Genomic DNA, 13,866 nt, shown 5'->3' on the forward strand with positions numbered 1-13,866 from the left:
CATCTATTAGCCTCATTCGTTGTTTCCCCAAGTACTGTGTCCACTGGTCCCGGCAGAGTGGTGGGTCCAGGTGATTTCCCTATAACGAATGGCGACATGCTCTTGCGGTTCAGCGTCGTTCTGCAATAGGGCGTGGGGCACTTCAAGTGTCAGGTCGGCAATAACTCCACCACTGATCGAAACGGAGTAGAATTTTTCCTGCATGCCAAAAGACGATACTCGGTAAAAGCTGATAGTGCAGTTTACTTCCTCTCTGCTTGAGAGGGCTTGAGCGATGAGTGGGGAGGACTTATCAATGTTTTTGGTTACTATGATTGGGCTGTGTGTTGGTTTATTAATGTTCCCGATATTAACCATGTTGTGACTGTAAGACAGCACCATGATTTCGTCGGTATGTCCTGCCTGACACTTATTACCAATAGAGTCTTGGGTTGAACAACCTGCAGAAATGAGTCCTTGCGTCTTGCCGGTGATGGTCATGTAACCGTGGTTAGCCATACGTGACACTCCTTTTAGTCAGCCGAACAATCCTATTGCAGGGCGGAGCAGGTGTGTTGTAAGGCATTTCCGAAAATCTATGCGAAATATTCGAACTTGAATCCGACAGAGGCTCCGTAAAGAATCTGGCCTGGTAAGTCTATGGGCAGGTCGAGAAACCAGAGCGTCCGGGCTTATTCTGATTGTTGCTCGGACAAAACGACCCGCCTGCGAGCGGGTCGTTTTGTTGTGCCTGTTTTGTGGGGAGGCTTACAGCTGGTAGCTGAAACTCAGGGTGTAGCGCGGACGCCGGTTGTGGGTGTCCAGTGCTTCATCGGACATTGGCTTGGCCGCTTCGAGGGAGATGTTGTAGTACTTGGCGTCGCCAAAGCGCAGGCCGACGGCGGCCGACGACAGGTCGTTGCCCTTGACCGGCAGTTCGTTGAACCAGGTCCGCGAGCGATCCAGCACCACGTACGGCTGGAGGATTCGCAGCCAGCGGTCTTCGCGATTGAAGCTGTAGTTCACCTCGTAGGCCGCGCCCCAGCCCTTGTCGCCGGACGCCTGGTCGTCGGGGTAGCCACGGCCGAAGTTCTGCCCGCCGAACACCGCGCGCTCGCTGTCGGGCAGGTTGTCGCGGCTCCAGTACAGGGCCGCCGACAGCACCCCTTGCCAGTTGTCGAAGAACTTGTCGCTCTGCACGCCGGACAGGCGCACGCGGAAGAAGTCCAGGTCGTACAGGTTGTCGTTGGTCTTCGCGCCCAGGGCGTCCAGCCCCTGGTACACCCCGGCACTGAGAATCCTTAGTTGGCGTGCGTTGGCCTTGCGCCAGTCGCCCTCGAAGGCCAGGGCGCGAATGTCGGTTTTCAGTTCGACGCTCTGCGGATAACCGACCACTTGATAGCGGGTCTTGTCGTTGACCGCATACAGGCGCGAACCCAGGATCAGCAGCTCGTTGGGCGCGGCGATGACCGGGTGGCTCAAGCCTATGGAGTAGCGGTCGTTCTCCCGGTGGGGTTTGAGTTCGAGGCCGTTGTCGAGCCGCACATTGGTCCCCGGGGCGGCGCGGTAGCGCGTGCCGTACAGGCTCAGCTGGGTGCCTTCGTCATTGAGAAACTGGTTGTAGTCCAGGCGGTAGTAGCGCTCGTGATCGTCCCCCGGCGGGAACAGGCCGCTGAGGGTTACCTGCTCGCCCATGGAGGTCTGCGAGTTGCTGCTGACCGCCAGCAGTGCTTGCAGGCCATTGCGGTTGTCGTCGGTGGTGCTGAGGCTGCTGGTGAACGGTTTGCGGCTGGCCTGGGCAATCAGGTAGGCCGCGCCGTCGGTGGTTCCCGGTGGCGGCACCTGGGCTTGCAGGGTGACCCCGGGAATGCGGCTCATCAGGGTGGTGTAGTGCTCGAAGGTCTTGCGGGTCAGCGGCCGTTCGGCCTTGAGTTTTGCCACCAGTTTGTCGAGATAGGCCGAGACCGGGCCGATATCGCCCTGCAGTTGATAGTCCTTGATGTAGCCCTCCACCAGGACCACGCGCACGGTGCCCTGGTCGAAGCTCTGTTGCGGCAGGAACGCATAGGACAACAGGTAGCCGTCCTGCTGGTAGCGGCGGGTGATTTCCCGGGTGGCTTCGATCAGTTGCCCCAGGGTGCTCTCATGGCCGATCAGCGGCTTGTAGATCTCTGCCAGCTCGCTCAGCGGATAGAGGGTGCCGCCCTCGATCTGCACGGTGCTGACGTTGACTGTGGTGCCCATCATCAGGGGCTGGGCCTGGGGTTCCGTGGGGGGCGCCAGTTTGGGCGCCGGGGTCGTGGGTCGGTAGGCGTCGGCCGGCAGGTTGGGTACCGGCAGGTTGCGGATGGTTTCGTTGCTATTGAGAAAGCTGGGAAGGTTTTCGGCGTGGACGTATGAGCAAAGCGAGACTAACAGCAAGGGAGCCAAAGCGCGCATAGGACACTCCATGGTCAAGTCGCAGCAACGCGAGAGGTACTTCAATCGGCGGCGCTTGTCAGGGTCTTGGCCTTGATCAAGGACTGCAACCGTCATGCTCCAGGCAAGAAAAAGACGAGAGACTCAATCGAATCCCTCGTCTCCAACCAAGCGTAGGCGCTGTAGGTAGGGCCGTCGAATCGGCCAGGTGCAAAACGCTTATCGGGTGCCGCCCAGGGTTCCGGTCAAGCCACCGAGTACACCGCCCAGCACGCCGGTGGTGCCCGTGGTCCCGCTGCCGCTGGCAGTGCCACCGTCGACCAGGGTCCCGACCGAGGTGACCGTGGCCCCCAGGGTGTTAACGGTCTGGCCCACGGCAGTCACCACAGGGTTAGGGGCGCTTGCCGTGATCGTGGTACCCGCACCGCTGACGGCGCCGCCTACCTGGGTGAGCAGACCGGCGATGGGGGTGCCGGTGCCGGTCGTGGCGCCTACTTGCTGGGTCAGGCCGGTGACGGTCGTGGTGACCGGGTTCAACGCTGCGCCGACCGTGGCGCCGACACCGGCCAGTGGCGCAGTGGCGCCGACATTGGCCACACCCGTGCCGCCCAGGGCTCCGCCCACCGAGGCTACGACATTGCCGACCGAGGCTGTGCTTACTCCTGTGGCGCTGACCAGGGTGCTGGTGTTGCCGGCATTCAAGCCGGTACCCAGGTTGACCACCGCACCGCCGACGGTTTCCAGCAGGCCGGCGCCGCCAATGGTTCCCCCGCCGGTGCTCGGGGCGGTCGTCAGGCTGCTGGTATTGCCGATAGTGGTGGCGACATTGTTCAGGGTGCCGCCCAGGGTATTGGTCAGCGTGTTGCCACTGCCCGTGGCGGTGACTTTGTCGCCCAGGCCGTCGACGGTCGTTGCCACCTTGTCGATCAGGCCGCCGACCGGAGCGCTCAGGCCGGTGGTGCTGACCACCTTGCCGGTCAGGCCTTCTGCCAGGGTGACGACCGGCACCAGCAGGTTGTTGCCGACCTTGTCTGTCACTGTCCCCAGGGGGCCGCTACTGGTCACGGTGGTGAGGGTGTCGCCGAGCATGCTGACCTTGTCGCCGACGCCGTCGAGTACCGGCGCCACTTTGGTGACCACGCCGCCCACCAGGGGAATGCTGCTGGTGCTGGTGGCCAGCTTGCCGCTGATGTCCGAGACGCCATCGCCGACGTCCGACACTACGTTGCCGACTATGGCCGTGGTCTTGCTCAAGGCCTGTGGATCGCTGCCCAGTTGGCCGAGGCCGTTGGTCAGGCCATCGCCTACGGTGTCGACCACATTGCCGGAAGTGTTCACCGCGCTTTGCAGGACCCCACCGACTACCGGAAGCGGAGCCAGCGCGCTGCTGAGGGTGCTGACACCGTCGCCGACGCCGCTGATGGTGGTGCCGAGGTCGGACACCAGGGTCGAGGTGACCAACGGGGTAGTGGTGGGGGTTGTCGGGTCGGTCGGATCCGTTGGGTTGGTCGGGTCGGTGCCGCCCCCTCCACCGGTACCGCCACCCGTGCCTCCGGTCCCGCCAGTGCCACCCGTCCCTGCAGTGCCGCCGCCGGTTCCACCGGTCCCGCCGCCGATCCCGCCTGTACCATCAGTGCCGCCATCGATTCCGCCGGTCCCGACTGTGCCCGCGGTGCCGCCACCGGTGCCGCCGGCACCGCCCGAACCATCGCCGGAGCCGCCAGAGCCACTGTCGGTACCTGCCGCGCTGTCGGGCGAGGAGCTGCCGGAGCTGCTCTTGTGGCCGCCACCGCCGCTGCTGCAACCGGTCAGGCCGAGGGCCAGGATCAGGGCCAGCGCTGTGCTTGTTTTCAACCAGACTTGAGTTTTCATGAGTGAGATTCCTTGCACCTGTTACAACGTTTTGTTGTCTTCGATAACTCCCCAGTTCTGTTGCTGGAGATGTTTTCGTCCGTAGTCGCTATAAAAGGTCCAAGTGCTTTTTTTCACCATTCTCAACTTGGTATTAACAACTTATATATCGGCTGTTTTTGCTCCTGCGGAGGGACTAATACCAAAGGTGTGGTAAGCGCATATGTTTTTTAAAAGATGTTATTAATCAGTATGTTGTGTTTTTAAGTGAAAACTCTTAGGGCGCTTAAACGAAAGTTATATATATACAATTAATTGCCTGGCGGCACCGCCACGGATTTGGCGTCAACTTGCCTTATAATCCGCAGCCTGGCTTTTTTTCTGGAGAAACTTTATGCCTGCCCCTGTCTGGTGGCTGCTTTGCCTGCCGGTGATTGCCGGTGCTTTTTTACCCCTGCAAGCGGGAATCAACGGCCAATTGGCCAAGCAGGTTTCCAGCGTGCTGGCGGCGGCGCTGATCTCGTTTTTTGTCGGCACCGTGGCCTTGCTGGTCCTGGCCATGGCCCAGCGCGAAGTGCCCGGCCTGACGGCCTTGAAAAGCCTGACCTGGTGGCACTGGTGCGGCGGTCTGCTGGGGGCGTTTTTCATTGCCACCGCGGCCTTCGCCGGGCCACGGATCGGCGCAATGCTGTTCATGGCCCTGGTACTCGCCGGGCAGTTGGGCATGGCCCTGGCGCTGGACCATTTCGGCTGGGCGGGGTTTCGCGAGGCCCCCATCAGCCTCGGCAAGATTGCCGGGCTGGTGCTGATCCTGGCGGGCGTGTTCCTGATTCGTCGCGGTTGAGGCGGGCTCAGGCCAGCGGCTGCCAGTGCCCGCTCATGTGTTCCAGGTCGCCCGCGCCGGTCAGGCGCAGGTCACCGCTCGAGCCCGCGGCGCTTGCCAGCAGGCACACCTCGCTGGGCAGGCGCACTGGTTTTCTGAAGTCCACGGCAATCTCGACAGGGGCCGCCGGCAAATGTTCGCTCAATGCCGCCAGGGTCCGCGCCTTGTTCCACAGGCCGTGGGCGATGGCCTGGGGGAAACCGAACATTCGGGCGCTGATGGCGCTCAGGTGAATCGGGTTGTAGTCGCCGGATACCCGGGCGTAACGCCGGCCGATGTCGGCGGGGGCTTGCCAGCGCGTCAGCTCGCTGAGGCTGGCCTCGGCCGACGGCTCTTCGGCCGGTGCTTCGCCCGGCAGTTGCACACCCCGACAGAGCATCCGGCTTTGTGCTTCCCACAGCGGTCCCAGGGCGTCGTCGACGTAGGTCAACAGATCGAAAACCGCGCCTTTGGCATGGGGCTGCACGTTGTCCGCACGCACCCCGATGCTCAAGTTGCCGACCCCACCCATGGGCCGTAGCACGCGAATGCGGTTGGCCAGATGGATCAGCCCCAGCAGCGGAAAGGGGAAGTCGCTGGCGGTCAGTAATTGCATCTGCAGGGCGAACGCCAGCACATGGGGATAGGTCGGCGGCAGCAGGCCGTTCTCGGTAAAGCCGCAGACCTGGCGATAGGCCGCAAGCTTCGCCGGTTGCACGCTCACCTGGCGGCGCAGGCCATACTCAGGCAGCTCGGTGCCGGTGATCTTGCGGCGGATCGCGGCCTTCCAGTACAGCTCGGGCAGGTTCGGTGGGGTATCCAGCTCATGCCATTGCAGGCTCATGTTCACGCTCCCAATACGCTTTGCCCACAGACTCGCAGCGCTTGTCCGCTGACCGCGCCACTGCCCGGCTGGGCGAGCCAGGCCACGGCTTCGGCGACGTCCTGCGGCAGGCCGCCTTGCCCCAGCGAACTCATGCGCCGCCCGGCCTCGCGCAGGGCGAACGGAATGTGCGCGGTCATCTGGGTTTCGATAAAGCCCGGGGCCACGGCGTTGATGCTGATGCCGCGCTCTTGCAACAGCGGGGCCCAGGACTGGGCCAGGCCGATCAGCCCGGCCTTGCTCGCCGCATAGTTGGTCTGCCCGCGATTGCCGGCGATACCGCTGATGGACGCCAGCAGGATCAGCCGGCCATTGTCGTGCAGGGTGCCACTGTCCAGCAGGGCCTTGGTCAGTACCTGCGGGGCATTGAGGTTGACCGCCAGCACCGCGTCCCAGAATTCCGGGGTCATGTTGGCCAGGGTCTTGTCGCGGGTGATGCCGGCGTTGTGCACCACGATGTCGATGCCGTCCGGCAACTGTTCCACCAGCCGGGTCGCGGCGTCCTCGGCGCAGATATCCAGGGTGATCGCGTGGCCACCGAGGCGCGCGGCCAGGGCTTCGAGGTCGGTCTTGGCGGCGGGCACGTCCAGCAGCACCACCTGGGCGCCATCCCGGGCCAGGGTTTCGGCGATCGAGGCGCCGATGCCGCGCGCCGCGCCAGTGACCAGTGCCCGCGTGCCGGCCAGGGGCCGGGTCCAGTCCTGGACCTGGGTCGCGCAGGGGTTCAGGCGGATCGCCTGGCCGGAGATGTAAGCGCTTTTCGGCGAGAGGAAGAAGCGCAGCGCGCCTTCCAGCTGGCTTTCGGCACCCTCGCCGACATAGAGCAATTGCAGGGTGGCGCCACCGCGCAACTCCTTGGCCAGCGAACGGCTGAAGCCCTCCAGGGCGCGTTGGGCGCTGGCGGCGAATGGATCGCCGAGGGTTTCCGGGGCGCGGCCGAGAATCACCAGGTGCGCGCTGGGTTCGAGGTTCTTCATCAGCGGCTGGAAAAATTCGCGCAGTTGCTTGAGCTGGTCGGTCTGCAGGAGGTTGCTGGCGTCGAACACCACGGCCTTGAGCCTGGGGCCGTGGCCGGGAATCCAGGCGGTGGCGAGGGTCGGATCGGTGCCGTAGCTGTAGATGCTCTCGGTCAGCCGCGGGGCGATGGCGCCGACCTGCTGGGTCAGCGGGCCGCCGCCGATCAGCAGCGCACCCTCGACCGGACGCATGCGGCCGGCCTGCCAGCGCTCCAGACGCACCGGCGACGGCAGGCCAAGGGCCCCGACCAGGCGGTGGCCGATGGACGAGTTGGCGAAGTCGATGTAACGATCTGACATGGAACACGCTCCAGGAACCGGGGTTCAAAGTGTGGACCACGAAGGGCCTTTGGTCGTTCGATCCATGAGATACAACCTACGCTTGTCGGTTGTGCCACTTACAGAATAGGGAGCTTTCCATGACTCAGCTGCGTCGTGTTGCGATTATCGGCGGCAACCGCATCCCCTTTGCCCGTTCCAACGGGCCTTACGCCACGGCGAGCAACCAGGCCATGCTGACCGCGGCCCTGGAAGGCCTGATCGAACGCTACCGCCTGCACGGCCTGCGCATGGGCGAAGTGGCCGCTGGCGCGGTGCTCAAGCATTCCCGGGATTTCAACCTGACCCGCGAATGCGTGCTCGGCTCGCGGCTGTCGCCGACCACCCCGGCCTACGATATCCAGCAAGCCTGCGGCACCGGCCTGGAAGCGGCGTTGCTGGTGGCCAACAAGATCGCCCTGGGGCAGATCGAATGCGGCATCGCCGGCGGCGTCGATACCACCTCGGATGCGCCGATCGGCGTCAACGAGGGGCTGCGCAAGATCCTGCTGCAAGCCAACCGCGGCAAGACCCTGGGCGATAAGCTCATGACCTTCCTGCAACTGCGCCCCCGGCACCTCAAGCCGGAACTGCCGCGCAATGGCGAGCCGCGGACCGGCTTGTCCATGGGCCAGCACTGCGAGCGGATGGCGCAAACCTGGAACATTCCCCGCGACGAGCAGGACCAGTTGGCGCTGGAGAGCCATCAGAAAATGGCCGCCGCCTATGCCGAGGGTTGGCACGACGACCTGATGACCCCCTTCCTCGGCCTGACCCGCGACAACAACCTGCGCCCGGACCTGACCCTGGAAAAGCTGGCATCGTTGAAACCAGTGTTCGAACGCGGCGACAAAGCCACCCTGACCGCGGGCAACTCCACGCCGCTGACCGATGGCGCGTCCCTGGTGCTGCTGGGCAGTGAGGAGTGGGCGAAGGAACGTGGCTTGCCGATCCTCGCCTATCTGCGCGACGGCGAAGCGGCGGCGGTGGATTTCGTCCACGGCGCGGAAGGGCTGCTGATGGCGCCGGTCTACGCGGTGCCGCGCTTGCTGGCCCGCAATGGCCTGACACTGCAGGACTTCGATTACTACGAAATCCATGAGGCCTTCGCCGCGCAGGTGCTGTGCACGCTCAAGGCCTGGGAGGACGCGGACTACTGCAAGACCCGCCTGGGGCTGGACGCGCCCTTGGGTTCCATCGACCGCAGCCGGCTGAATGTCAAAGGCAGCTCGCTGGCCGCCGGGCATCCGTTCGCCGCCACCGGCGGGCGCATTGTCGCCAACCTGGCGAAGCTGCTGGAAGTGGCGGGGCAGGGGCGTGGCCTGATTTCAATCTGCGCCGCCGGAGGCCAGGGTGTGACGGCGATTGTCGAGCGCTGAGGGGCCAGGTGTTTGCGCAGTGGCGGCCCCCGGTAGGAGCGAGCTTGCTCGCGATCGAGCGCGAAGCACTCGTCAGCTTCTGTTACCTATACCCCGGCCTTTAGTAACGGGCAGCCGCCGAGCACTGGGCTATGATCCTGGTCGGTCGAGCCTGTCGACATGACGGGTTGACCTGGCACATTGAGTGCATCGGCACTGTCGTAGGTCGGTAACCTCTCCCCGTGGTGCGAGGATTGCCGTATAACGAGTGACATTCGCGTGTTTGGTAATAAAGGACCCCTGATAAAAGCTGATGAAGACTCCAAAACGCATTGAACCCCTGATCGAGGACGGTCTGGTCGACGAGGTGCTGCGCCCACTCATGAGTGGTAAAGAAGCAGCTGTTTATGTGGTGCGCTGCGGCAACGAATTACGTTGCGCCAAGGTTTACAAGGAGGCGAACAAACGAAGTTTTCGTCAGGCGGCCGAGTATCAGGAAGGCCGCAAGGTGCGCAACAGCCGTCAGGCTCGCGCGATGGCCAAGGGGTCCAAGTTCGGGCGCAAGGAGACCGAGGACGCCTGGCAGAACGCCGAAGTGGCGGCCCTGTTCCGCCTGGCCAACGCCGGCGTGCGGGTGCCCAAGCCGTTCGACTTCCTCGAAGGCGTGCTGCTGATGGAGCTGGTGGCGGATGAATACGGCGATGCCGCGCCACGCCTGAACGACGTGGTGCTGGAGCCGGATCAGGCCCGCGAATATCACGCCTTCCTGATTTCCCAGATCGTGCTGATGCTGTGTACCGGCCTGGTGCACGGTGACCTGTCCGAGTTCAACGTGCTGCTGACCCCCGACGGCCCGGTGATCATCGACCTGCCCCAGGCGGTGGATGCGGCGGGCAACAACCACGCCTTCAGCATGCTGGAGCGGGATGTCGGCAACATGGCGTCCTACTTCGGGCGTTTCGCCCCGGAGCTCAAACGCACCCGCTACGCCAAGGAGATGTGGGCGCTGTACGAAGCCGGCACCCTGCACCCGGCCAGCGTGTTGACCGGCGAGTTCGACGATCCGGAAGAACTGGCGGATGTCGGCGGCGTGCTGCGGGAGATCGAGGCGGCGCGCCTGGACGAGGAACGGCGCCAGGCCATGCGCATGGCCGACGACGCGCCACCGGCCAAGTCCGAGGAACCACCGCCTCCGCCCTGGATGCAGTGATTCACGGGTACAAAAAATCCGGCAATAGCCGGATTTTTTGTACCCGTGAATCACGTAGCCGCTGCCGATAGGCTGCGATAAGGCTCGAAGAGCCTTCCAGCGATCACGAAGAACATGTCCTCTTCGCACGGAGTACCGCCCAGAGCGATCGCAGCCTGCGGCAGCGGCTACAGGTCATGGGGGCGTGCAGCATCCGCCGGAGGCCAGGTCCTTGAGAATCGGGCAATCCGGGCGATGGTCGCCGTGGCAGTGCTGCACCAGGTCCTGCAGGGTGTCGCGCAGCCCGGCCAGCTCGGCGATTTTCCGGTTGAGCTCGTCGATGTGCTGGCGGGCCAGGGCTTTGACATCGGCGCTGGCGCGTTGGCGGTCCTGCCACAGGGTCAGCAGCTTGCCCACTTCCTCCAGGGAAAAGCCCAGGTCCCGCGAGCGCTTGATAAAGGCCAGGCTGTGCAGGTCGTCGTCACCGTACAGGCGGTAGCCGCTGTCGCTGCGATGGGCCGGCCGGAGCAGGCCGATGGACTCGTAGTAGCGGATCATCTTGGCGCTCAGGCCGCTCTTGCGGGCTGCTTGGCCGATGTTCATCGGGCGTCCTCCAGGTCTTTGGGTTTCCAGGTTTTCAACAGTAGCGCATTGCTCACCACGCTGACGCTGGACAGCGCCATGGCCGCCCCGGCCAGCACCGGGTTGAGCAGGCCGAACGCCGCCAGCGGAATGCCGATCAGGTTGTAGACGAAGGCCCAGAACAGGTTCTGGCGGATCTTCGCATAGGTCTTGCGGCTGATCTCCAGGGCCGCCGGCACCAGGCGCGGGTCGCCGCGCATCAGGGTGATCCCCGCCGCGTGCATCGTCACATCGGTCCCCCCGCCCATGGCGATGCCGATATCGGCGGCGGCCAGGGCCGGGGCGTCGTTGATGCCGTCGCCGACCATCGCCACCACGCCGGTCTTTTTCAGTTCGGCGACGGTGGCGGCCTTGTCGGCGGGCAGCACTTCGGCGTGCACGTCAGTAATGCCCAGGGCCTCGGCGACCACCTTGGCGCTGCCGCGGTTGTCGCCGGTCAGCAGGTGGCTGCCGATATGGCGCGCACTCAGTTGCTGCACTGCTTGCAGGGCGCCGGGTTTGAGGGTGTCGCCAAAGGCGAACAGGCCCAGCACCCGCGATTGCGGTTGTTGTTCGATCAGCCAGGACAGGGTGCGGCCTTCGGTTTCCCAGGCCTGGGCCGAGGCCGCCAGGTCGCCGGCCTGCAGGCCGCTTTCTTCCAGCAGGCGCCGGTTACCCAGGGCCAGTTGGCGGCCGTCCAGGGTGCCGGCGATGCCGCGGCCGGTCAGGGACTGGCTGGCGCTGACGTCGGCCACCGCCAGCTGGCGTTCGGCGCACAGGTCGAGAACCGCCTTGGCCAGCGGGTGTTCGCTGCCGCGTTGCAGGGCGCCGGCCAGTTGCAGGAGGCGGTCTTCGTCGCCATCGACCGCATCCAGGTGGGCGATGCGTGGCGTGCCGGAGGTCAGGGTGCCGGTCTTGTCGAAGACCACCGTGCTGACTTCATGGGCGCGCTCCAGGGCTTCGGCGTCCTTGATCAGGATTCCGTGGCGGGCGGCGACGCCGGTGCCGGCCATGATCGCGGTCGGCGTGGCCAGCCCCAGTGCGCAGGGACAGGCGATGACCAGCACCGCGACCGCATTGATCAGCGCGGTTTCCAGCGGCGCGCCATACAGCCACCAGCCGATCAGCGTCGCCAGGGCCAGCACCAGCACCGCCGGCACGAACACCTGGCTGACCCGGTCCACCAGTTTCTGGATCGGTGCCTTGCCGGCCTGGGCGTCCTCCACCAGGCGGATGATGCGCGCCAGCACGGTTTCCGCGCCGAGGGCCAGGGTCCGCATCAGCAGTCGGCCTTCGCCGTTGATGGCGCCGCCGGTGACCGGGTCGCCGGGTTGTTTCGGCACCGGCAGGCTTTCACCGCTGATCAGGGCTTCGTCGGCATGGCTCTGGCCTTCGACCACTTCACCGTCCACCGGGAAGCGCTCGCCGGGCTTGACCAGCACCAGGTCGTTCAGGCGCAGGGCGCTGATCGCCACTTCCTGCTCACGGCCATCGATGACCTGGATCGCCCGTTCCGGGCGCAAGGCTTCGAGGGCGCGGATGGCGCTGGCGGTCTGGCGCTTGGCGCGGCTTTCCAGGTACTTGCCCAGCAGCACCAGGGCGATGACCACGGCCGAGGCCTCGAAGTACAGGTGCGGCATGCCGCCGGCGGGGGTGATGGCCCATTGGTAGAGGCTCAAGCCGTAACCGGCGCTGGTGCCCAGGGCCACCAGCAGGTCCATGTTGCCGGCGCCGGCGCGCACGGCTTTCCAGGCGGCGATATAAAAACGCGCACCGAAGATGAATTGCACCGGCGTGGCCAGGACGAACTGCGCCCAGGCCGGCAGCATCCAGTGCAGGCCAAAGGGTTGCACCACCATGGGCAGTACCAGCGGCAGGGCCAGCAGGATCGCCAGCACCAGGGACCAGCGTTCGCGCCGCAGGCGTTGTTCCTGATCGTCGCGCTCGGGGTGTTCGGCCTGCCACAGGGTGGCGGAGTAGCCCGCCTTGCTGACGGCGGCGATCAAGTCGGCGCTATCGACCTGGCCCAGCAGATCGATGTGCGCGCGTTCGTTGGCCAGGTTGACGCTGACCCGGGTGACCCCGGCCACCTTGGCCAGCGCGCGTTCCACACGGCCGACGCAGGAGGCGCAGGTCATGCCGCCGATATTCAGCTCCAGGCTGTGGGCCGGCACGCTGTAGCCGGCATCCTGCACCGCGGCCATCAGCGCCGGCAGGCTGTCGCTGGGCGCCTGGACACGGGCCTGTTCGGTGGCGAGGTTGACGCTGACGGCCGCGGCGCCTGCGACCTTGCTCAAGGCGCGTTCCACGCGCCCGGCGCAGCTGGCGCAGGTCATGCCGGCAATCGGCAGGTCAAAGGTGGTTGATTCGGACATCACTGACACTCCCTGTAAACGGTGGTCTACAGGATCAACCTTGCCATGCTGGCAAGGTCAAGCGCCATGGTGCGGGGGGCTTCAATCTGTCTCGGGGGTAGCGCCCGGATCGTCGCCCGTGCCGATTCCGGGGAGGGACAGGGCGCAGGTGACGACCCGGGGCCTCAGTATCCCAGGCCGGTGCGCTGGAGGTGCAGGCCCGACGGGCTCATGGCGATGCGGAACTTCAGCACGTCGCCGGCCTTGAGGCTGATGTCCTGGGAGCTTGGCGCGAGCATGCCCGGGTTGCAGCCCGGCATCTGCCCCGGCAGCAGTTTCAGGCGCAGCGAGACTTTGCCCGGCGGCAGGTTGAAGGACGTGGCTTGTTCCTGGAACAGCCGGCCCGCCAACTGGTCCTCGATGTACAGGCCGATTTCGCAGGAGGTGGCGACTTCCAGGCGTTCCCGGGAAATGATCAGGACGCCGTAGTCCTCACCGGCGGCGTTGACCGAAGGGGATGCCGCGATCAGGCCGAGGAGGCTGAACAGGCTGATAACCGACCAGCGCATGGCTGAATCTCCTAGTGTCGTGTCGTTGAGGGGTGAAGCTTGGCCGAGCGCGTCGCCGATTGCCAGCCCGGCAGATGCATCCGGAACTTGACCTTGCCATGATGGCAAGGTCGAGACTGGCGACAACCCTCACTACAGGAGAAGCGTCATGCAAGTGTTCAATGTCGAAGGGATGTCCTGCGGTCACTGCGTCCGGGCCATTACCCAGGCGGTGCAGAGCAAGGACCCGGCAGCCAGCGTCAAGGTCGATCTCGGGGCCCGGGAAGTGGGTGTGGAAAGCCGCTTGTCCGCCGACGAGGTGATCAGCCTGATCAGCGAAGAAGGCTATGCGGTCAAGCTGGCCTGAGCGGATTTAGCCGGTCTTTTTAATAGTTAGCGACCTATCGGAATGTTCAAGGCCTCCAAGCGCGGATAAACTGTCGGGCTGCCGACCGACCCGCACCTGGAT

At 64.7% G+C, this 13,866-nt stretch carries 12 protein-coding genes; 4 read left to right on the top strand and 8 right to left on the bottom strand.

Annotation, left to right across the window (positions count from 1 at the left end; translation table 11 throughout):
• Window positions 1-12 precede the first annotated feature (12 nt).
• From BM019_RS29320 to BM019_RS29330, 3 genes are all read right to left on the bottom strand, one after another.
• Complete coding sequence (locus BM019_RS29320; protein ID WP_092422435.1) at window positions 13-498, bottom strand: Hcp family type VI secretion system effector; 486 nt, start codon at window positions 496-498, stop codon at window positions 13-15.
• Between the two features lie 249 nt (window positions 499-747).
• On the bottom strand, window positions 748-2,418 hold the full coding sequence (locus tag BM019_RS29325; RefSeq protein ID WP_092422438.1) for a ShlB/FhaC/HecB family hemolysin secretion/activation protein: 1,671 nt from the start codon (window positions 2,416-2,418) through the stop codon (window positions 748-750).
• A gap of 198 nt (window positions 2,419-2,616) precedes the next feature.
• Window positions 2,617-4,269 carry a collagen-like triple helix repeat-containing protein gene (locus tag BM019_RS29330; protein WP_092422441.1) on the bottom strand — a complete coding sequence of 551 codons (1,653 nt, stop codon included), beginning with the start codon at window positions 4,267-4,269 and terminating at the stop codon, window positions 2,617-2,619.
• 373 nt (window positions 4,270-4,642) lie between these two features.
• On the opposite strand from BM019_RS29330, the gene BM019_RS29335 reads away from it, so the two are divergent.
• The gene (locus tag BM019_RS29335; RefSeq protein ID WP_007928728.1) at window positions 4,643-5,092 is read left to right on the top strand and encodes a DMT family transporter; all 450 of its coding nucleotides are present in this window, start codon (window positions 4,643-4,645) and stop codon (window positions 5,090-5,092) included.
• A gap of 7 nt (window positions 5,093-5,099) precedes the next feature.
• On the opposite strand, the gene BM019_RS29340 is transcribed toward BM019_RS29335, so the two are convergent.
• Complete coding sequence (locus BM019_RS29340; RefSeq protein ID WP_092422444.1) at window positions 5,100-5,954, bottom strand: MaoC family dehydratase; 855 nt, start codon at window positions 5,952-5,954, stop codon at window positions 5,100-5,102.
• 2 nt (window positions 5,955-5,956) lie between these two features.
• A complete protein-coding gene (locus BM019_RS29345; protein WP_092422447.1) occupies window positions 5,957-7,309 on the bottom strand; it encodes a 3-oxoacyl-ACP reductase in 1,353 nt (450 codons plus the stop codon).
• 119 nt (window positions 7,310-7,428) lie between these two features.
• Here BM019_RS29345 and BM019_RS29350 point away from each other — a divergent pair, with 119 nt between their 5' ends.
• On the top strand, window positions 7,429-8,706 hold the full coding sequence (locus BM019_RS29350; RefSeq protein ID WP_009042011.1) for an acetyl-CoA C-acetyltransferase: 1,278 nt from the start codon (window positions 7,429-7,431) through the stop codon (window positions 8,704-8,706).
• 292 nt (window positions 8,707-8,998) lie between these two features.
• The gene (locus BM019_RS29355) at window positions 8,999-9,895 is read left to right on the top strand and encodes a PA4780 family RIO1-like protein kinase (protein WP_007928734.1); all 897 of its coding nucleotides are present in this window, start codon (window positions 8,999-9,001) and stop codon (window positions 9,893-9,895) included.
• A 174-nt stretch (window positions 9,896-10,069) separates the two neighbouring features.
• On the opposite strand, the gene cueR is transcribed toward BM019_RS29355, so the two are convergent.
• The 3 genes from cueR to BM019_RS29370 all read right to left on the bottom strand — a co-directional run bounded on the left by cueR (window position 10,070) and on the right by BM019_RS29370 (window position 13,418).
• Window positions 10,070-10,477, bottom strand: a complete 408-nt coding sequence (cueR, locus tag BM019_RS29360) for a Cu(I)-responsive transcriptional regulator (RefSeq protein ID WP_053259511.1) — start codon at window positions 10,475-10,477, stop codon at window positions 10,070-10,072.
• Window positions 10,474-12,870 carry a heavy metal translocating P-type ATPase gene (locus BM019_RS29365; protein ID WP_092422449.1) on the bottom strand — a complete coding sequence of 799 codons (2,397 nt, stop codon included), beginning with the start codon at window positions 12,868-12,870 and terminating at the stop codon, window positions 10,474-10,476. The genes cueR and BM019_RS29365 overlap by 4 nt, the downstream gene beginning before the upstream one ends.
• Window positions 12,871-13,034: 164 nt before the next feature.
• Window positions 13,035-13,418, bottom strand: a complete 384-nt coding sequence (locus BM019_RS29370; protein ID WP_009042014.1) for a hypothetical protein — start codon at window positions 13,416-13,418, stop codon at window positions 13,035-13,037.
• 148 nt (window positions 13,419-13,566) lie between these two features.
• On the opposite strand from BM019_RS29370, the gene BM019_RS29375 reads away from it, so the two are divergent.
• Window positions 13,567-13,764 (top strand): heavy-metal-associated domain-containing protein, encoded by a 198-nt coding sequence (locus BM019_RS29375; RefSeq protein WP_007923288.1) that lies wholly within the window; start codon window positions 13,567-13,569, stop codon window positions 13,762-13,764.
• Window positions 13,765-13,866: the final 102 nt, after the last annotated feature.

It is taken from the genome of Pseudomonas sp. NFPP07 (genome assembly GCF_900115645.1).
Taxonomy (GTDB): Bacteria; Pseudomonadota; Gammaproteobacteria; order Pseudomonadales; family Pseudomonadaceae; genus Aquipseudomonas; species Aquipseudomonas chlororaphis.